Source organism: Pseudomonas sp. GM33, from assembly GCF_000282295.1.
Taxonomy (GTDB): domain Bacteria; phylum Pseudomonadota; class Gammaproteobacteria; order Pseudomonadales; family Pseudomonadaceae; genus Aquipseudomonas; species Aquipseudomonas laurylsulfatiphila.
In genome coordinates, this window is record NZ_AKJO01000082.1 from 21,569 (window position 1) to 40,783 (window position 19,215).

The following is a 19,215-nucleotide window of genomic DNA, read 5'->3' on the forward strand; positions in this document are numbered from 1 at the left end:
GAGTTGCGCATGAACGATCCAAAAGTAGAAGCCAAGTATGAATCCATCCTGCTGCGCGTGTTGTGGATGATCGTCTTCGTGCTGGTGTGGCAAGTCGCGCAGTTCATCCTCGGCGCCGTCGTGCTGGTGCAGTTGATCTATCGTTTGTTCTATGGCGCCCCGAGCGCCAGCCTGATGAACTTTGGCGACAGTCTGAGCCAGTTTCTGGCGCAGATCGGTCGTTTCGGCAGCTTTCACAGCGACCAGAAGCCTTGGCCGTTCGCCGATTGGCCGACGCCGCGTACACCGGAAGGTGAAGCGCCGCATGTTGTGGCACCGGCACCGCATCCGGCTCGAGATGAGGAACCCAAGCTATGAAACTCTGGGTATTGCGTCATGGTGAAGCTGTACCGCACGGCTCCCGCCTCCATGATTCGGAGCGGGAACTGACGGACCACGGTCGTGAGGAGGTGCTGCGCAGCGCCGCGCAACTGATTGGGCAACCGCTGACGGCGATATACGCAAGTCCGTACCTGCGAGCGCAGCAGACGGCGCAACTGGTGCGCGAAACACTGGGGTTCGAGCCGGAAATCCGCACTGTCGAGTGGCTGACACCGGACACCGAGCCGGACAAGGTCGCCGAGCAAATGGTGGCGGTGAGCGATGTCCTGCTGGTCAGTCACAATCCGCTGGTGGGGAATTTGTTGAGCTACCTGCAACATGGCGCGGGACATCCACCGGAGCGGGTCAGCACCGCCGGCCTGGCCGAGCTCGAGAGCAATGAGTTGTTGGTCGGGTCGATGAGGCTCAACGACATCAAGCATCCTTAGCGCCGCTTTTCTGTGGGAGCGTGGCTTGCCCGCGAAGGCATCGACTCGGTTATGCCTGATAAACCGCGAAGCCTGCATCGCGGGCAAGCCACGCTCCCACAGGGATGTCATCACCCAGGAAATTTTGTATGAAATAGTCAACCAAGCACTTGCTTGGTTGACTACGCTTGCTCCAGAACAAAAACACAGGAGCGAGTCATGTCTGCTGCTTTTCGTTTGCCGCTGGACGTTTTCTACGAGCGTGAGGCCCGTCATCCCCGCCAGCGCTTCCTGGTCCAGCCTGTCGGAGGCGGCGAGGTCGAGACCTTGACCTGGGCGGACGTCGGTCATCAGGCCCGTTGCGCGGCCCATTGGTTGCGAGCGCGGGAGTTGCCGCAGGGCAGCCATATCGCCCTGATTTCGAAGAACTGCGCGCACTGGATCATCGCCGACCTGGCGATCTGGATGGCCGGGCATGTGTCGGTGCCCTTGTACCCCAACCTCACCGCCGAGTCAGTTGCCCAGGTGCTCGAACACTCGGAAGCGGCGCTGGCGTTCATCGGCAAGCTCGATGATTGGCCTGGCATGTCCCGTGGCGTCAGCCCGGACCTGCCGACCATCAGCCTGCCCCTGCATCCGCCGGGTACGTTCGATTTCAGCTGGACCGACCTGCAAGGCAGTTCGCCGATCCAGGACGATCCGAAACCTGCCGCCGATCAACTGGCGACCATCATTTACACCTCCGGCACCACGGGCATGCCCAAAGGCGTGATGCACAGCTTCGGCACGCTGGGGTTCGCCACCACACGCGGCACTGCGTTGTTTGGCCTCAACGAGTCGGACCGACTGTTGTCCTACCTGCCGCTGTGCCACGTTGCCGAACGGATGTTCGTCGAACTGGCGTCGATCTATACCGGCCAGACGGTATTTTTCGCCGAGAGCCTCGATACCTTTCTCACCGACCTGCAACGTGCGCGCCCGACCGCACTGTTTGGCGTACCGCGCATCTGGACCAAGTTCCAGATGGGCGTGTACAGCAAGATCCCGGCAAAACGCCTCGATTTCCTGCTCGGCCTGCCGATCATCGGCAAACGGGTCGGGCATAAAGTCCTCGTCGGGCTGGGTCTGGATGCGTTGCGCATCGCGTTGTCCGGCGCGGCTCCGGTGCCGCAGACCTTGTTGCAGTGGTACCGCAAACTGGGACTGGACGTGTTGGAGGTCTACGGCATGACCGAGAGTTGCGGTTACTCCCACATCGGCATGCCGGGCCAGAACAAACCGGGCTGGATCGGCAAGCCGTGCCCGGAAGTCGAAGTGCGGATCGCCGAGACGGGGGAGGTCATGGTACGCAGTGGCGCGACCATGCTCGGCTATTTCAAGGAACCGGAAAAAACCGCTGACACCATTACCGAGGACGGCTTCCTGCGCACCGGCGACAAGGGCGAGGAGGATGCCGAAGGCAATCTGCGCCTGACCGGGCGCCTGAAGGAAATCTTCAAGACCAGCAAAGGCAAATACGTGGCGCCGGCACCGATCGAAAATCGCCTGGCCGTGCATTCTCGCATCGAACAGGTGTGCGTGGTGGGCGATGGCTTGAGTGCACCGCTGGGTTTGTGCGTGTTGTCGGCGGTCGGCCAACAGGATGCCGGCGGGGCCGCACGCGCCGGTTTGCATTCCAGCCTGGAAAAGCTGCTGGAAGAGGTCAACGGCGACCTCGACAAACATGAACGGCTGCGGCGCCTGGTGGTGGTCAAGGACAGTTGGGCCGTGGAAAACGGCTTTCTCACCCCGACGCTGAAGATCAAGCGCAACGTGATCGAAGCGGCGTACGGTGAGCGTTTTGAAGAATGGAGCGAGCGCAGCGAAGCGGTGCTGTGGCAGGATTGATCCACCAACAAAACCAACAAGGAAACCCCGCGATGAGTCTGTGGCGCACCACTCCCAACATCGAGCAGTTGAACGCCATCCAGAAAAACACCATCGGTGAAGTGCTGGACATCCGTTTCGAGGCTTTCGACGATGAGTCCCTGACCGCCAGCATGGTCGTCGATCACCGCACCCATCAGCCTTACGGCTTGCTGCATGGCGGCGCCTCGGTGGTGCTGGCCGAATCGGTCGGCTCGATGGCCAGCTACCTGTGCATCGATGCCAGCAAGTTCTATTGCGTGGGACTGGAAATCAACGCCAACCATTTGCGCGGCCTGCGCAGCGGGCGGGTGACGGCGGTGGCCAAGCCGATCCACATCGGCCGCACGACCCATGTCTGGGACATTCGGCTGACCAGCGATGAGGGCAAGGCCAGTTGCGTGTCGCGGCTGACCATGGCGGTGGTGCCGTTGGGTGAGACGCCGCCAGTGCGTTAAGGCGAGTTCGAAACACGGGATCTGAACGTCCTCATCTCAATGGCGCTGCTTGTGGGCATGTCCGGGTGCCCCGTCCACTCCCTGTTCGGTTGGGTGAAGTGGTCCAGCGAAAAGTCCGCATCGTCATACTTGAACAACTGGGCGGTGCCACGCTGCACATGTTGTCCCAAATAGGTTCTGGCCTCTGTGGGGGTAGCCATTGCAGCAATGGCGCCCGCCTGCAGATTGGGGTTCGCAATCGAGTCGGTCAGCGGGGTGGACATGAATGTCAGGGAGGCGGTCAAGCCGGTCCCGGCCGTGCGCGTAGCCCAGCCATACAGCACTTCCACGCCTTTGGGTCTGGTCAACTCGTTAGTACCCTGGTTGTAGGTGCCTCCGCGCAAGGCGTTGATAATGACGATGGATGCGCCATCAAAACCCTCGACGGCAGCATTGATGGCGACGTCTGCCAAGGGCGGAAGCTCTTCGCGAATCATGCCGCCGGCAAACAGCAATCCGCCATAGACGCCCGTGCGCAGGGCAGTCGCGACACCTGAAGGCGGGAGTGAAAGGCTGGGGCCCAGTTCTGTGCTGATGCGTTGGCCTGTTTCCCTTGTCAGGCTGCCGGCCGCGCCGGTGATGAGGCTGATGGCCACCGCATTCAGTCTTTCGGGGTTACTCAAGTAGGAATAGAGCGGGGTGGCGGCACCGGCTGCTGCGCCGACCAACCCACCCATGGCCGCCCCGATCCGCTGCGCAGCGCGGTTGTTGCTGTATCGGGAAACGATGTTGCTGCCTGCGCCCATCCCCATGGATCCACCCGCCAATGCCCCGACCACGGCACCTGTTACGGTCAGCGCCAGATTGGCGCCAGGGTCGACCGTCTGGTTCTGCGGATCATCCGTGGGGGGGCTTGCCCACTGAACCAGTCCCTGTTCTGCAAGAAAGCGGACGGCGCCACCGGCCAACGCACTCACACCGTCACGGCCAATCGTCGCGGCGGCCGCACCGAGCACTTCACCAGCGGTGATCAGCCCCTGTAGATCCAGGTGCCCGATCGGATTGCCATGCACCATGGCATACAGGTTCAACCCATCGGCAATTCCCGCCGGGTCCGCGTTCAGCCAGCGTTGGCACCAGGGTACGTAGTAGCGAAACCCGTAATAGTACAACCCGGTGGCATCCCGTTCCTGGCCGCAATAGCGCCGCGTCTTGTAGCTGGCGTCGAGTTTGTTGGACCCGGCCCACCAGCAGGTACCGCCGTAGGGGTAGTAGCTTTCCAGGGAGATGAGCAAGGCCGCTTTGTCCAGTTCGAGGGTGCTGGAGCCCAAATGATCGGTAAAACCATAGCGTTGCTGGTTTTGGGTAATGCCGGCAGGCGGTTCAGTCGGCCAGTGGAGGACTTGCACCGTGCTGCGCCCGGCCTTGATCGTCACGACGTGGAGCGTCTCCTTGTCGGAAATACGCACTTCCACGCCGGGCAAATAACGGGTTTCGTGGGTGCGGGTCAGTGTGCCGGTGTAGGCCTGACGGATTTTTCGTTGACGCTGGCCAGCCCCGTCGTACACATAAAACTCACAATCGTCCGGCTCCTCTTCACGCACCACCTGATCGACCTGCCGCAGTTGGTTGCGCAGATCCCATTGCAGGGATTGTCCCGGTTGAAGCTCGGTACGGTTGCCATTGAGGTCATGACCAGCGGCAATCTCCTCTTCGTCAGGCAGCTCGTCATTGGTTTTTTCCGGGAGGCTGCGATTGCTGAACCGGGCGACTGCCGTGTGTTCGGTACGGCAGGCGCTGTCTGCCTGATGCTGCATGACCTTCAGGTTGCCGGCCTCATCATAGGTGTAGAGACGCGTGTAATTTTCCAGTTGTCCGGGATCGATCGAGGTTTGGAAGTCCGGGAGCTGAGGCCCACCTGGCGCATTGCGCAATTGACGGCCACTGGCCTCGATCAGGCGGTAGAGGCTGTCGTAGCGGTAGCGATTAACGGGCTCGATGCGCTGGTTGCGGTGAAAGTGAGTCGCTTGCGCGGCATCGGTGATGCAGGTGACATTGCCCACCGCGTCGTATTCATAAGTCAGGTCTTGCAGCGCCGGCTGACCTGTTACATAGGCTTTCAGCTGTTCCAGTCGGCCATCGTCGGGCCGAAAAGTCGCCCGGGAAATAACGCCATTTCCAGCGCGCTGTTGTTCGACATGACCAAAGGCGTTGTACTGAATGTCTCGGACCAGCGCGGTTTCCTCGGTCTGCCCGGCGAGTTTCAAACGAACCTCACGCAGTTCGCCCGCACAGGTGTGAATGAACGTCTGCCGGTTGCCCAATGCATCGGTCTGGCTGACCGGCTCGCTGGCGGCGTTGCAATGAAGGCGCGTGATTGCAGGTTCGATTTCCAGCAAGGCGTCGCGTTCAGGCACTGACTCGGGCCAGTCCACCGGCCATTGCGGGTCGGCGATGAAAGTTCTGCTGTGCTGCAACGGCGTACCGTTCAGACTGAACCCGTCAAAGAGCAGGGTGCCGGCGGTGTCGTCCTGCCGAATCAAATGACCGCGCAGGTTATGCCCGACATCGGCGTCGTCAGCGGCATAGGTGAACCGTGCGATGCAGCGTTCGGCTCCTTGCCATGCGCGCTCGAACATAGCGACCGGGCGGCACTGGGGGTCATGGTCCACGCGGCTCTGGCTGAGTTTCTGGTCCCAGCCTTCAACCCTTTGTCCGTGCGCGCCGAGCAAACCCAGGCGCCAACCGGCGTCGCTGTTGTGCGAAAGAACGACAGCGCCCGATAAACTGAAAAGGTTTTGCTGATTGGCTGTCGCCTGACCGTCCTGGTGTAAACGGAACAGGCGTGGATCACGACTGAGAACGGCGCGACCAGCGCCGTCATATTCCTGCTGAGTGATGCACGGCTGCGCAACCGACGCGTTCTGGCGACGGTGATAGGCTACACTGCGCACGCTCAGCCTGCGTGGGTCAAATGCTTGGATGGCCGGCGTGTTGGCGTGGGTCATTTTGAGTGTGCCCGTGACTTGGCGGAACAGGCCTTCTTATCCGCTTGATGCCGAATGCCAGTCAACTGTCAGAAATAACAGGTGGCGCCGTCATAGCCACGGCAGGTCTGTCATCATTCCTGGCAGTTACGGTCATTGCTGCAAGACGTGGTCTTGCGGACAATCAAAGCCTGTTCTCGCTTATGGATTTGCAGGTATGTCGCAACAGATCTTTTTCGCCCACGCCAATGGTTTTCCTTCGGGGACCTACGGCAAGTTGTTTGCGGCGCTGGCACCCGAGTTTCAGGTGACGCATCTGGAGCAGCACGCCCACGACCCGCGTTACCCGGCGGACGACAACTGGTACAACCTGGTGGATGAGCTGATCCATCACCTGCAACAACAGGCCGAGCCCGTGTGGGGCGTCGGTCACTCCTTCGGTGGGGTGTTGCACCTGCATGCGGCCTTGCGCTGCCCCGAATTGTATCGAGGGGTGGTGATGCTCGACTCGCCCGTGCTGACCCGAGCCGATCAATGGGTCATACGTGCGGCCAAACGCTTCGGTTTCATCGACCGCCTGACGCCGGCCGGCCGTACCCTGGGCCGCCGTGAGGAGTTCGCCGACCTGGAAAGTGCCCGCAAATACTTTGCCGGCAAGACCCTGTTTCGCGGTTTTGACCCCGAATGCTTCGATGCCTACCTGCAACATGGCTTGCACCAGGTCGGCGACAAACTGCGCCTGCGGTTCGATCCGGCCACGGAAATCAGCATCTATCGCGGCGTGCCACACACCAGCCCGGGCAGCACCCGCAAGTTGCAAGTGCCACTGGCGGTGGTTCGTGGGCACAACAGCCGCGTGGTGATGCGCCATCACGCCAGTTCGGTCGACCGCCTGCCGTTGGGCGAGTCGTTGACCATGCCTGGCGGCCACATGTTTCCGCTCGAACGTCCCCTTGATACCGCCCACATGCTCAAAGGCCTGTTCCATCGTTGGGGCGGCCGTCGACAACAGGATTGCGCATGAGCCACGTCGTCGAAGAAGTCCGCCTGAGCCTGCCGCACATCGAGCTGGCGGCGCACCTGTTCGGTCCTGAAGATGGTTTGCCGGTCATTGCCCTGCACGGCTGGCTGGACAATGCCAACAGCTTTGCCCGTCTGGCCCCCAAACTCAAAGGCCTGCGCATCATCGCGCTGGACATGGCCGGTCATGGTCATTCCGGGCATCGCCCGCCGGGCGCCGGTTACGCCATGTGGGACTATGCCCACGATGTGCTGCAGGTCGCCGAACAGCTTGGATTGAAGAAATTTGCGCTAATGGGGCATTCGATGGGCGCCATCGCTTCGCTGATCATCGCCGGGTCGATGCCCGAGCGGGTCACCCACCTGGCATTGATCGACGGCATCATTCCTCCTACGGACAAGGGTGAAAACGCTGCCGAGCGCATGGGCATGGCCCTGCAGGCGCAACTCGATCTGCGGGAGAAGCGCAAACCGGTCTACGACACCCTCGACCGTGCCATCGAAGCGCGCATGAAGGGCCTGGTGGCGGTCAGCCGTGAGGCTGCGGAACTGTTGGCGCAGCGTGGTCTGATGCCGGTATCGGGTGGTTATACCTGGCGCACCGACAATCGCCTCACGCTGCCATCGCCACTGCGCCTGACCACCGAGCAGGCCATGGCCTTCGTCCAGCGGATCAAGTGTCCTGCAACGCTGGTGGTCGCTGCCGACGGCATGCTCGCCAAACACCCCGAGTTGCTGGAGCGTCTACCCTTTAGCCGGGAACAGCTGCCAGGCGGGCACCATTTGCACCTGAATGACGAGTCCGGTGCCGATCTTGTCGCAGACTGTTTCAATCGGTTCTTCGCCATTCCTTGACTTGCGCCGGGCAACTGTCGAGGCTTGGCGGGTTGAAAAGGGAGACAACCATGATAGATCTCTACACCGCTGCGACCCCGAATGGCCACAAGGTCTCTATCGTGCTCGAGGAACTCGGCCTGCCCTACAGGGTGCATGCCTTGAGTTTCGACAAGAAGGAGCAGAAGTCCGCGGACTTCCTCAAGATCAACCCCAATGGCCGGATTCCGGCGATTGTCGACCGCGCCAACGGCGATTTCGCCGTGTTCGAGTCCGGCGCCATCCTGATTTACCTCGCAGAACAGACCGGCAAACTGATGCCGAGCGACCCGAAGGGGCGTTCGCTGGTGTTGCAGTGGCTGATGTTCCAGATGGGTGGCATCGGCCCGATGCAGGGGCAGGCCAACGTGTTCTTCCGCTACTTTCCGGAAAAACTCCAGGGCGCCATCGACCGCTATCAGCATGAGACCCGTCGCCTCTATGAAGTGCTCGACACGCGTTTGCAAAGCGTGGAGTTCCTTGCTGATGAGTACAGCATTGCCGACATCGCCACATTTCCATGGGTGCGCGGTTACGAGTGGTCGGGCGTCTCGGTGGAGGGCTTGACGGCGTTGCAACGCTGGATGGCAACCCTGGAGGCCCGGCCGGCGGTGCAACGTGGTCTGCAGGTACCGCAACGCGCCGATGAAGCCAGTGTCATCAAGGGCGCCCAGGCCATGCTGATCCGATGAGTCTATCCATGCGTTCATTCAGTTTGCTGGTGCTGTGCAGTTTCAGTCCCTTGTTGTTCGCCGCCGATGTTCCGGGCAGTCAGGACCTGCCGATAGTGCCGCGCATGGTCGACGCCCAGATTGTCGACTATCGCCCCACCGTCGAATTGGAGCGGATCTACCCCTTGGGCTCGATCCGCAAGATCAGTGGCCAGTTACGTTTCGACGGCCAGGTCAGTGCCCGCGGCAACGTCACTTCGGTGACCTACGAGTTGCCAGCGGAGCATTCATCCATCGAGGCGTTCACTGCTGCCCGCGAGGCTTTGCAAAAGCAGGACGCCGGGTTGCTCTTTTGGTGCCAGGCGCGCGATTGCGGCGAAAGCAGCCTCTGGGCCAATGAAGTCTTCGGCAACGCCAAGCTGTATGGTGCCGACGATCAACAAGCCTATTTGCTGCTGCGACTTGCCGCGCCGCGGGATAACACGCTCGTCGCGCTGTACAGCATCACTCGTGGTAATCGCAAGGCCTACCTGCATGTCGAGCAGTTCGACGCTTCGGCACCGCTGGGTGAGTTGTTGCCGACCTCCGCGACTTTGCTGCGTGAGCTCAAGAGCACCGGCGAACTTGATTTTTCCACGTTGAACAGTGCACCAGACGAGACTTGGTTGCGCCTGATTTCCCGCGGACTGAATCTGGACACCACCTTGCGGGTCAGTATTTCCGGAGCGAACGCCGAAGCCTGGCGTCAGGCACTGATTACCCAAGGCGTGCGTGCCGCGCGAATGGAAACCGGCAGTGCCGAGGGCTCTGGCCTGCACATCGAGCTATTGCGGTAGGCTGTACCGGGCGAGCGTGCACGCTGCGTTCGCCTACTCTTTTGCTGACTGATATTTTCGGGATTTTCGATGATCAATAACGATCGCCTGTTGGTGCAGATCCTGCTCGTCGTGCTGTTCGGCGCGAGCTTCTGGGTGATGGCGCCGTTCTGGTCGGCGATGTTCTGGGGCGCAGTCCTGGCATTCGCCAGTTGGCCGCTGATGCGCTTGCTGACGCGTTGGCTCAACGGCCGCGAGTCTCTGGCGGCGGCATTGCTGACGCTGGGCTGGATGTTGCTGGTCGCGGCACCGCTGGTGTGGCTGGGTTTCAACCTCGCCGATCATGTGCGTGATGCCACCGCATTCATCAAGGACGCGCAGGTCGAGGGGTTGCCCGAAGCACCAGTGTGGCTGGGTTCGATTCCCCTGGTGGGCGAGCGGCTGGTCGGGATCTGGAACAGCATCGATGAGCAGGGCGCGGCGATGATGATGGCGCTCAAGCCTTATCTGGGACAGGTGGGTAACTGGTTGCTGGCGCGCAGCGCGCAGATCGGCGGCGGTATTCTCGAACTGACCCTGAGCATGGTCTTCGTGTTCTTTTTCTATCGTGACGGACCGCGCCTGGCGGCGTTTGTGCACACATTGCTGGAACGTCTGATCGGTCAACGGGCCGGCTACTACATCGAACTGGTGGCAGGCACGGTGCAGCGGGTGGTGAACGGTGTGATCGGCACAGCAGCGGCCCAGGCGATCCTGGCGCTGATCGGGTTCCTGATTGCCGGCGTACCGGGTGCGCTGGTGCTTGGCATCGTGACCTTCATGCTCAGCCTGATCCCGATGGGGCCGCCGCTGGTGTGGATTCCGGCGACCGCGTGGCTGGCCTGGAAAGGCGAGTACGGAATGGCCATATTCCTCGGCATCTGGGGCACATTCGTCATCAGCGGTGTCGACAACGTGCTCAAGCCGTACCTGATCAGCCGTGGCGGTAACCTGCCGCTGGTCATTGTGCTGCTTGGGGTGTTTGGCGGGTTGATTGCCTTTGGCTTCATCGGCCTGTTCATCGGTCCGACACTGCTGGCGGTGGCCTATAGCCTGTTGATCGACTGGAGCAAGACTCAGTCACGGGCTGAGGATCGCCTGCCCTGAAGTTCCAGGATCCGTAGCCCACTGAGCCGCTGAGGGTCAGTGGGCTTTTTGTTGCGGTACAGGGCCTCATCGCGAGCAGGCTCGCTCCCACAAAGGGTCATTGTGGCTTTCAAATACGTGGTAGACGGATAACTGCAGTCAGGCCAACACCTGCCAGGTGGGTTGCCAACCACAAAGATAGGCTGCGAGGTTGTGGTTCCAGCATAGGCGTCCGGCCCTGAGGCGGGAAGTGCTGTTGCAGGGACCTGTTGCGGTTGCCGAGGGTAGCCGGCCCGGGTGTTGCGGGCGTGTCGTGTGTGTATCTGACTCGACACAATGGCCTCGGGGGCTAGTCTTGCTTGAGCCGTCTCGACGATTTACCGATCATCGGGTCCCGCAGCGGCGCTGGTTCCGCTACAATGCGCGCCGATTTCGACTTGCCTGAGAGCCCACTCATGTCCGCCTGCCAGACTCCTATCATCGTCGCCCTGGATTTCCCTACCCGTGACGCCGCACTGAAGCTGGCCGATCAGTTGGACCCGAAGCTGTGCCGGGTCAAAGTCGGTAAGGAACTCTTCACCAGCTGCGCTTCGGAAATCGTCGGCACCCTGCGCGACAAGGGTTTCGAAGTGTTCCTGGACCTCAAGTTCCACGACATCCCGAACACCACCGCGATGGCCGTCAAGGCCGCTGCGGAAATGGGCGTGTGGATGGTCAACGTGCATTGCTCCGGCGGCCTGCGCATGATGGCCGCGTGCCGTGAAGTGCTGGATCAGCGTAGCGGCCCCAAACCACTGCTGATCGGCGTGACCGTGTTGACCAGCATGGAGCGTGAAGATCTGGCAGGCATCGGTCTGGACATCGAGCCGCAAGAGCAGGTCCTGCGCCTGGCCGCCCTGGCGGAAAAAGCCGGGATGGACGGCCTGGTGTGCTCGGCCCTGGAAGCCCAGGCGCTGAAATCGGCACATCCGTCGCTGCAACTGGTGACTCCGGGGATTCGTCCGGCGGGCAGTGCCCAGGATGATCAGCGTCGCATCCTGACGCCACGTCAGGCACTGGATGCCGGTTCCGACTATCTGGTGATCGGCCGTCCGATCAGCCAGGCGGCGGATCCGGCGAAGGCGTTGGCTTCGGTCGTGGCTGAACTGGCTTAACCCGACACCGAAAATCAAGATGTGGGAGCGGGCTTGCTCGCGAATGCGGTGGATCAGTCAATAAATATGTCGGCTGACACACCGTATTCGCGAGCAAGCCCGCTCCCACAGTGGTTCTTGGGTTAGTTCAAATATTGGGTCAAATCTTCAGCACCAGCTTCCCGAAATTCTCGCCGTTGAACAATTTCATCAGCGTCTCCGGGAATGTCTCCAGTCCTTCGACGATGTCTTCCTTGCTCTTGAGCTGCCCCTTGGCCATCCAGCCGGCCATTTCCTGGGCGGCGCTGGCGTATTGGGCGGCGTAGTCCATCACCACAAAACCTTCCATGCGTGCGCGGTTGACCAGCAGCGACAGGTAATTGGCCGGCCCCTTGACCGCTTCCTTGTTGTTGTACTGGCTGATGGCACCGCAAATCACCACCCGCGCCTTCATGTTCAGGCGGCTCAACACCGCGTCGAGAATGTCGCCACCCACATTATCGAAATACACGTCGACACCTTTCGGGCACTCGCGCTTGAGGCCGGCGAGGACGTCTTCGCTCTTGTAGTCGATAGCACCGTCGAAACCCAGTTCATCGATCAGGAACTTGCACTTGTCCGCGCCGCCGGCGATGCCAACCACCCGGCAACCTTTGATCTTGGCAATCTGCCCGGCAATGCTGCCCACGGCGCCCGCCGCACCCGACAGCACCACGGTGTCACCGGCCTTCGGCGCGCCGACGTCGAGCAGGGCGAAGTACGCCGTCATCCCGGTCATGCCCAGTGCTGACAGGTAACGTGGCAGCGGTGCCAGTTTCGGATCGACCTTGTAGAAACCTCGCGGCTCGCCGAGGAAAAAATCCTGAACCCCGAGGGCGCCGTTAACGTAGTCCCCGACCGCGAAGCCCGGATTGTTCGAGGCAATGACTTTGCCCACACCCAAGGCGCGCATGACTTCGCCGAGCCCGACCGGCGGGATGTAGGACTTGCCCTCGTTCATCCAGCCGCGCATGGCCGGATCCAGGGACAGGTATTGGTTTTCGACCAGGATCTGGCCCGCCGCCGGCTCGCCGACCGGTACTTCCTGATAGGTGAATGTCTCGCGGGTCGCCGCGCCAACCGGACGTTTGGCGAGCAGGAATTGGCGATTGGTCTGGGAGGTCATGACAGGCACTCAAGATGAATGAAGCTTTGTTGATAGCCGGTCAGCGCCGATGCCGCAAGTTCGGCTGATGCGGCGAATGCAGGTTGATCCAGTGCAGTGATAGTTGGTACGGCAGTTCCATCACTGCAACTCATGGGCGCCCAACCGGAGTCCTGATAGTGCTGCCGCGTTCAGCACCTCCATGGCTAGACTGGTCCGGCGCGATTCCCCGCTTACTTCTCTTCGAGGACATAACAATGAGCATGACGTTTTCCGGCCAGGTGGTTGTGGTGACCGGCGGGGCGGCCGGTATTGGCCGCGCGACCGCCCAGGCATTTGCCGCCGAGGGCGTTAAGGTCGTAGTGGCCGATATGGACACGGCGGGCGGCGAGGGCACGGTGGCGCTGATTCGTACGGCCGGTGGCGAGGCGACCTTCGTGCGCTGCAACGTCACCCTGGAAAGCGATGTGAAACATCTGATGGAGGAGGTGATCAATACTTACGGTCGCCTTGACTATGCCTTCAACAATGCCGGCATCGAAATCGAGAAAGGCAAGCTGGCCGACGGTTCGCTCGACGAGTTCGACGCGATCATGGGCGTCAACGTCAAAGGCGTCTGGCTGTGCATGAAATACCAGTTGCCGTTGCTGCTGGCGCAAGGGGGCGGCGCGATCGTCAATACGGCATCGGTGGCGGGCCTGGGGGCAGCGCCGAAAATGAGCATCTACGCAGCCTCCAAACATGCGGTGATCGGCCTGACCAAGTCGGCGGCCATTGAGTACGCCAAGAAAAAGATCCGGGTCAACGCCGTGTGCCCGGCGGTGATCGACACCGACATGTTCCGTCGCGCTTATGAAGCCGACCCGAAAAAAGCCGAGTTCGCCAACGCCATGCACCCGGTCGGTCGCATCGGCAAGGTCGAAGAAATCGCCAGCGCCGTGCTGTATCTGTGCAGCGATGGCGCGGCGTTCACCACAGGGCACTCATTGGCCGTGGACGGTGGCGTTACCGCGTTTTAAAACGACGCACCGATACTGAATACATGCGGAACCTGTGGGAGCGAGCCTGCTCGCGAAGAGGGCGTATCAGTCGAAATTAATATCGGCTGACACACCGCTTTCGCGAGCAGGCTCGCTCCCACAGTTTTTTGGTTCCGGGGTGGGCAATGTGTTTCAAATAATTAGATCGAATGGTTTTGGCGGCGTTGTCGCACATGTCTTCGAACCCTCCTGTGATTAACTGCTTCCCGCAAAATCAACAGGAGTTTGCTTGCTCATGGAGTTGAGAATCGACCGACAGGCGCTGGTGCCCGTCGTACAGCAAATTGTTGACGCGCTGACCGGCTGGCTCCATTCCAGCGGGGTATCGCCCGGTACGCGCCTGCCTTCGGTGCGACAGATCGCGCGGATCAATTTGCTCAGTCAGTCCAGCGTCGCTCAGGCCTGTGAACGCCTGGTGACGCAGGGGATGCTGGTTTCAGGTCATGGGGCTGGCTATACAGTCGCCGCCCCGGCATCGGTCACGAACGCAAGGCATGAGCCTGTGTGGATTGAGGGGGCCGAACCCGAGTACGGGCCTTGGTCGGGTGAGTTGAGGCTGGGCTGTGGCGGGCTGCCTGAAGGCTGGCGCGAGACCGACGATCTGATCTACGCAATCCGGCAAGTCAGTCGTACCGATACGGCCAGTCTGTTCAACTACAGCACGCCGCTGGGTTTGCCAGCCTTGCGGCAACAGATACTCAAGCGCCTCAGGCAGCTGGACATACCGGTACAGGACAACCGGATCATGACCACCGCGGGTGCCAGTCAGGGGCTCGACCTGATTGTACGGACACTGTTCAAGGCCGGTGATTGTGTGGTCGTGGAGAGCCCCGGTTATCCGCTGCTGTTCGATCTGCTCAGGCTGCACGGCATCCACATGGTCGAGGTGCCGCGAACACCGCGCGGGCCGGACGTGGACATGCTCGAATCGGTGCTGGCCAAGCACCGGCCTCAGGGATTGCTCATCAATAGCTTCTTTCACAACCCGACTGGCAGCAACCTTTCACCCGGGGTGGCGCGTCGCGTGCTGCAACTGGCCAGGGCCTTTGGCGTGCAGGTGATCGAGGACGACGTCTATGCGGATTTGCGTAGCGGTTGCGGTACGCGACTGGCTGCGCTGGACGACAACGTGATCTACGTGGGCAGCTATTCCAAGACCCTCAGCAGTTCCTTGCGGGTCGGTTTCGTAGTGGCCGATTGCGCAGTCATTACGCGTCTGGCCGAGGTCAAGATGATCGCTGGCATGGGCGTCTCCCGATTTTGCGAGTCGGTGCTGGCGTGCCTGTTGGCCAACGGAGCCTACGGCAAACTGGTGCAACGTCAGCGCCAACGCTTGAACAACGACCGGCTGGCGGTGTTGCAAATGCTCGAGGATGCCGAATGGGAAGTCTTCGGCAAGCCGGCGGGAGGCCTGTTTATCTGGGCGCGATCACGAATGTCCGACTACGATCAGGTGCTGGCCCGGGCAAGGCGTCTGGGTGTGGTGTTGTCATCGAAGAACGCCTTCAACGCCTCGGGTGGGGCCAGTGACTGGCAGCGTATCAATGTGGCCTATGCCTGCGATCCGCGTGCCCGTGCGTTCTTTCAGGCCACAGCTCGGGATCGACCTCAAGCGTTCTGAAAACGACGTTGGCGTAGCTTTTTGCCATTATTCCGGCGCCAGAGCCTTGTGTTGCCACTGGCCCGTTGCGAATCTGCGTCTACAGACTTTGGCAGGGGACTAAGTGCAATGAATTCGGCCGTGCAAGGACGTTTTGCCAACCTCGGTATGGCGAAAAAACTGGGTGTCGGGTTTGTCCTGGTGCTGTTGTTGACTGCGCTGGTGGCGGGTATTGGCGTGTGGTCCCTGCAAACCATCAGCCAGCGCTTCGACGGGCTCAAGCAAATGTCATCGCTCAACAGCGGTTTGCTCAAGGTCCGGCTGCTGGAGCAGGAGTACGCCTTGCACGGCAATCCGAAAACTGTCGATGCCCTGCACGAGGGCGTCGATGGCTTGATCGCTCTGGCCGGCCAGCTCAAGGCCGCGTCTGCGGCCAATGAGCCGGTGATGAATGATGTCGAACAGTCTTTGGGTGCCTATCGCAAGGCTTTCGACGAGTTTGTCTCGCTCACCCAGGCCAAGGACCTGGCGCTGGAAATGGCCAGTTGGTCGGTGTCCAGCGTGGCCAATAATCTTGATGTATTGCAATCCGGGCTCGCCGATGACGGCGCTTATACGCTGAAAGATTCCGAAGGCAAGGACGGTGCGCAATTCATCGAGCAGGCCGGTCAGGTCAGCCAGGTTTCACGCTTGATGCTGCAAGCCATGAATGAAGCGCGCGTGCGCCTGGATCAAAGCCGCAAAGGCGACGACAGCGCCGGGCAGGGCAAGATCGAACAGGCCAGCCAGGCATTGGCCCAGGCCGAGCAGCTCAAGACCACGGTCAAGGACGAGGGTTACCAGACCGTCCTCAATGAGGTGACGGGTCATATCGCCGGTTTCAGTGACAAGCTCGCCGAGTACACCGGTCTGCTGGAGCAGGAAAAAACCGTTTATCAACAGTTGCACCAACGCGCAGCCCAAGTGGTTGAACGGGTGGATCTGGCTTATGTCGCTGAAGATCAGGCGATGCAGGCCGAACTGAAAAAGAACTCGATGCTGATTCTTGGCTCTTCCGCTCTGGCGTTGCTGGTCGGGCTGGTTGCTGCGTGGTTCATCACCCGGTTGATCGTGGCGCCGCTGCGCAGTGTGATCCAGGTGGCGCAGCAGATTGCTTCAGGGGATTTGAGTGCGACCATCGACGTGACCCGTCGTGACGAAATTGGCCAGTTGATGCAGGCCATGCAACAAATGGGCGCGGGGCTCAGCCATATCGTCAGCGGCTTGCAGTCGGGAATCGAACAGCTGGCCACTTCGGCCCAATCGCTGTCGGCAGTGACTGAACAGACCAATCTCGAAGTCAGCACGCAGAAAGAGGAAACTGAACAGGTCGCCACTGCGATGAATCAGATGACGGCCACGGTGCATGATGTCGCGCGCAACGCCGAGGAAGCAGCCCTGGCGGCGCAAACGGCTGACGGCAAGGTTGAAAGTGGTCAGCAGGTGGTGCGCCAGAGCATGGCGCGGATCGAGCAGTTGGCGGACTCGGCCAACTCGGCCAGTTCGAGCATTGAAAGCCTGAGCGCGGAAATCCAGAACATCGGCACGGTCTTGAGTGTGATCAAAAGCGTGGCGGAGCAGACCAACCTGCTGGCATTGAACGCGGCGATCGAGGCGGCCCGGGCGGGTGAGCAGGGCAGGGGCTTTGCGGTGGTGGCCGATGAAGTGCGTGCGTTGGCCAGGCGAACCCAGCAATCGACCGAGGAAATCGAACGCCTGGTCAGTGCTTTGCGCTCGGCGGCGCAGTCGTCGGTGCAGCAGATCCAGAGCAGTGGCGAGTTGGTGAAGCTGGCGGTCAGCGATGCCTTGCAGACCGAGAGCGCACTGGGAAGTATCGCAGCGGCGGTATCGTTGATCCAGCAGATGAACCAGCAGATCGCCGCGGCGGCCGAGGAGCAGAGCTCGGTGGCCGAAGAGATCAACCGCAGTGTCACCAGTATTCGCGCCAGTGCCGATCAATCATCGCTGGCGATGCAGGGCAATGCCGCCTCCAGCATCGAGTTGGCGCAACTGGGGGTTGAGCTGAAGGGGATGGTGGGGCATTTCAGGCTGTAGGAGCGAGCTTGCTCGCGATGGCCGCAAAGACAACGCGCGTTGACTGGGTGAGCGCGGTGTTCTGGAGTCCATCGCGAGCAATCGAGCGTCGACGGGCTGCTCCTACAGAAGAACAAAAAAAAGCCACCTCTCGGTGGCTTTTCTGTTTTCGCTGATCAGTCATAGATCACTTTCTTTTTCCAGTCCGCGTCAGCTTCGACGTCCTTGAGGCCTTCGGTCAACTGGTTGACCTCGCCTTCGACCGGTGCAATGCGATCCATGACCTGGTCATTGGCGCGGGCCAGGAGTTTTTCCAGGTATTCCAGTTGCTCGGCGTAGACCTGTGGGTCCTGTTGCTTGCGCAGGTATTGCACGCCGCGCTCGAATGCCAGGCGAGCCTGCCCGGGCTGGTTCTTTTGCAGGGAGTGCTGGCCGAGATTGTTGAAGAACTCGATGTGCAGCAGCACCAGGATGTGGCGCACTTCACGAATCCAGCCCTTGGCTTCGCTGGGAGGCAGGAAGCCGTCCTGTGCCGCGCGGGTGATTTGCCCGTGCAGGGCTTCGAGCAGGAAACGTACATCCTTGGCCTTGGCTTCGGTCTGGATCGGGGCTGGCGGATTGTTGACCGGGATTGATTCACCCTGGCCGACAAGGGCCTCCAGTTCGACGATCCGTGCCTTGAGGTTGGCGCTGGATTTTTCCAGGTTGAGCAGGCGCTGACAGACGTTCAGTTCCAGGCGGGCCAACAACAGTTTGAGTGCCGGGGTCATCAACTGGCCGGGGAAAGTCTCGGTGATTTCTCCGCAGCGACGCAGACGATCATTGAGTTCAATCTTGGTACGGGCCTTTTCCAGCTTGTTGTTTTCCACCACATGGTTCATGTAGCCAATGGCGATCAACAGGGCGATCCCGACTACAACTAGCAGGGTGATCATGAGTGGCGTCACCGGTAAGACCTCTTTTTAGGGTACGCATGCGAGTCTGGTGGCTTGGCATTTGAGCGCCTGGGCCCGCATGAAGGGTTGGATCGGACATGCCTGCGCTTATATCGGCCGCAGCCTCGCTTCTATAAATGGTGGCACGCGATATACAGATTGCCATCACTGGAGGACTATAACGTCTTGGCGGGTGCCAGAATATAGGCGTCAAACACCGGGCAGCGGAAAAACCGCAATGGCGTCCAAAAGCAGGGCGAAGTCATTGATTTAAATAAATTTATATCAGGGGGTTGACGACCTCTCAATCCATCCATAGAATGCGCGCCACTTGCAGCGTAAAGCACACAGCGAAACGAAGCAGGGAGTGAATGTTGTAGTGTGTCCCCTTCGTCTAGTGGCCTAGGACACCGCCCTTTCACGGCGGTAACAGGGGTTCGAGTCCCCTAGGGGACGCCAATGCGGGAATAGCTCAGTTGGTAGAGCACGACCTTGCCAAGGTCGGGGTCGCGAGTTCGAGTCTCGTTTCCCGCTCCAATTTTAAACAGCGTTGCTTTCGGGCAGGGCTGAGTGAAACCAGAACCAAGTCTTCGGATGCGGATCTGGGCACCGAAACACACACCATGTGTTCCGGGCAGCGTGTCCCCTTCGTCTAGTGGCCTAGGACAC

General features: G+C 60.6%; 16 protein-coding genes, 2 tRNA genes and 1 pseudogene. 16 read left to right on the top strand and 3 right to left on the bottom strand.

All coding sequences use genetic code 11. The features are described 5' to 3' along the window. Positions 1-9 precede the first annotated feature (9 nt). The 4 genes from PMI26_RS15610 to PMI26_RS15595 all read left to right on the top strand — a co-directional run bounded on the left by PMI26_RS15610 (position 10) and on the right by PMI26_RS15595 (position 3,151). On the top strand, positions 10-357 hold the full coding sequence (locus PMI26_RS15610; protein WP_007974561.1) for a DUF4389 domain-containing protein: 348 nt from the start codon (positions 10-12) through the stop codon (positions 355-357). Further along, positions 354-809, top strand: a complete 456-nt coding sequence (gene sixA, locus PMI26_RS15605) for a phosphohistidine phosphatase SixA (protein ID WP_007974563.1) — start codon at positions 354-356, stop codon at positions 807-809. Before PMI26_RS15610 ends, sixA begins: the two co-directional genes overlap by 4 nt. 198 nt (positions 810-1,007) lie before the next feature. Further along, on the top strand, positions 1,008-2,675 hold the full coding sequence (locus PMI26_RS15600) for an AMP-binding protein (RefSeq protein WP_007974565.1): 1,668 nt from the start codon (positions 1,008-1,010) through the stop codon (positions 2,673-2,675). Positions 2,676-2,707: 32 nt separating this feature from the next. After that, positions 2,708-3,151: a hotdog fold thioesterase gene (locus PMI26_RS15595; RefSeq protein WP_007974567.1), complete on the top strand. Its 444-nt coding sequence runs from the start codon at positions 2,708-2,710 to the stop codon at positions 3,149-3,151. On the opposite strand, the gene PMI26_RS15590 is transcribed toward PMI26_RS15595, so the two are convergent. Continuing rightward, the gene (locus tag PMI26_RS15590) at positions 3,148-6,138 is read right to left on the bottom strand and encodes an RHS repeat-associated core domain-containing protein (protein WP_007974570.1); all 2,991 of its coding nucleotides are present in this window, start codon (positions 6,136-6,138) and stop codon (positions 3,148-3,150) included. The two genes, PMI26_RS15595 and PMI26_RS15590, sit on opposite strands and share 4 nt — an antisense overlap. 196 nt (positions 6,139-6,334) lie before the next feature. Here PMI26_RS15590 and PMI26_RS15585 point away from each other — a divergent pair, with 196 nt between their 5' ends. The 6 genes from PMI26_RS15585 (at position 6,335) to pyrF (ending at position 11,775) form a co-directional block, all read left to right on the top strand. After that, positions 6,335-7,141 (top strand): alpha/beta fold hydrolase, encoded by an 807-nt coding sequence (locus tag PMI26_RS15585; RefSeq protein WP_007974572.1) that lies wholly within the window; start codon positions 6,335-6,337, stop codon positions 7,139-7,141. Then, complete coding sequence (locus PMI26_RS15580; protein WP_007974574.1) at positions 7,138-7,992, top strand: alpha/beta hydrolase; 855 nt, start codon at positions 7,138-7,140, stop codon at positions 7,990-7,992. The genes PMI26_RS15585 and PMI26_RS15580 overlap by 4 nt, the downstream gene beginning before the upstream one ends. 50 nt (positions 7,993-8,042) lie before the next feature. Further along, positions 8,043-8,702, top strand: coding sequence for a glutathione S-transferase family protein (locus tag PMI26_RS15575; RefSeq protein WP_007974575.1), 660 nt, complete (start codon positions 8,043-8,045; stop codon positions 8,700-8,702). An 8-nt stretch (positions 8,703-8,710) separates the two neighbouring features. Continuing rightward, the gene (locus PMI26_RS15570) at positions 8,711-9,517 is read left to right on the top strand and encodes a DUF4892 domain-containing protein (RefSeq protein ID WP_007974576.1); all 807 of its coding nucleotides are present in this window, start codon (positions 8,711-8,713) and stop codon (positions 9,515-9,517) included. Positions 9,518-9,586: 69 nt separating this feature from the next. Next, positions 9,587-10,642, top strand: coding sequence for an AI-2E family transporter (locus PMI26_RS15565; protein ID WP_007974577.1), 1,056 nt, complete (start codon positions 9,587-9,589; stop codon positions 10,640-10,642). A gap of 434 nt (positions 10,643-11,076) precedes the next feature. Further along, positions 11,077-11,775, top strand: coding sequence for an orotidine-5'-phosphate decarboxylase (pyrF, locus tag PMI26_RS15560; protein ID WP_007974578.1), 699 nt, complete (start codon positions 11,077-11,079; stop codon positions 11,773-11,775). Positions 11,776-11,914: 139 nt separating this feature from the next. Here pyrF and PMI26_RS15555 read toward each other — a convergent pair whose 3' ends face one another. Then, a complete protein-coding gene (locus PMI26_RS15555) occupies positions 11,915-12,919 on the bottom strand; it encodes an NADP-dependent oxidoreductase (protein ID WP_007974579.1) in 1,005 nt (334 codons plus the stop codon). Between the two features lie 236 nt (positions 12,920-13,155). On the opposite strand from PMI26_RS15555, the gene PMI26_RS15550 reads away from it, so the two are divergent. The 4 genes and pseudogenes from PMI26_RS15550 to PMI26_RS32355 all read left to right on the top strand — a co-directional run bounded on the left by PMI26_RS15550 (position 13,156) and on the right by PMI26_RS32355 (position 17,632). Next, positions 13,156-13,917 carry an SDR family oxidoreductase gene (locus tag PMI26_RS15550; protein WP_007974580.1) on the top strand — a complete coding sequence of 254 codons (762 nt, stop codon included), beginning with the start codon at positions 13,156-13,158 and terminating at the stop codon, positions 13,915-13,917. 256 nt (positions 13,918-14,173) lie between these two features. Continuing rightward, positions 14,174-15,559 carry an aminotransferase-like domain-containing protein gene (locus PMI26_RS15545; protein WP_007974581.1) on the top strand — a complete coding sequence of 462 codons (1,386 nt, stop codon included), beginning with the start codon at positions 14,174-14,176 and terminating at the stop codon, positions 15,557-15,559. Between the two features lie 1,014 nt (positions 15,560-16,573). Next, positions 16,574-16,771: pseudogene (locus tag PMI26_RS32350) on the top strand (HAMP domain-containing protein); the annotation flags it as partial. Further along, positions 16,769-17,632: a methyl-accepting chemotaxis protein gene (locus tag PMI26_RS32355; protein ID WP_371321749.1), complete on the top strand. Its 864-nt coding sequence runs from the start codon at positions 16,769-16,771 to the stop codon at positions 17,630-17,632. The pseudogene PMI26_RS32350 and the gene PMI26_RS32355, both read left to right, overlap by 3 nt. Before the next feature lie 155 nt (positions 17,633-17,787). Here PMI26_RS32355 and PMI26_RS15535 read toward each other — a convergent pair whose 3' ends face one another. After that, complete coding sequence (locus tag PMI26_RS15535; RefSeq protein WP_033047853.1) at positions 17,788-18,546, bottom strand: hypothetical protein; 759 nt, start codon at positions 18,544-18,546, stop codon at positions 17,788-17,790. Positions 18,547-18,929: 383 nt separating this feature from the next. On the opposite strand from PMI26_RS15535, the gene PMI26_RS15530 reads away from it, so the two are divergent. Together PMI26_RS15530 and PMI26_RS15525 are read left to right on the top strand one after the other, a co-directional pair. After that, positions 18,930-19,005: transfer RNA gene (locus PMI26_RS15530), tRNA-Glu, on the top strand. 2 nt (positions 19,006-19,007) lie between these two features. Further along, positions 19,008-19,083, top strand: a tRNA-Gly gene (locus tag PMI26_RS15525). The last annotated feature ends 132 nt before the right edge of the window (positions 19,084-19,215 follow it).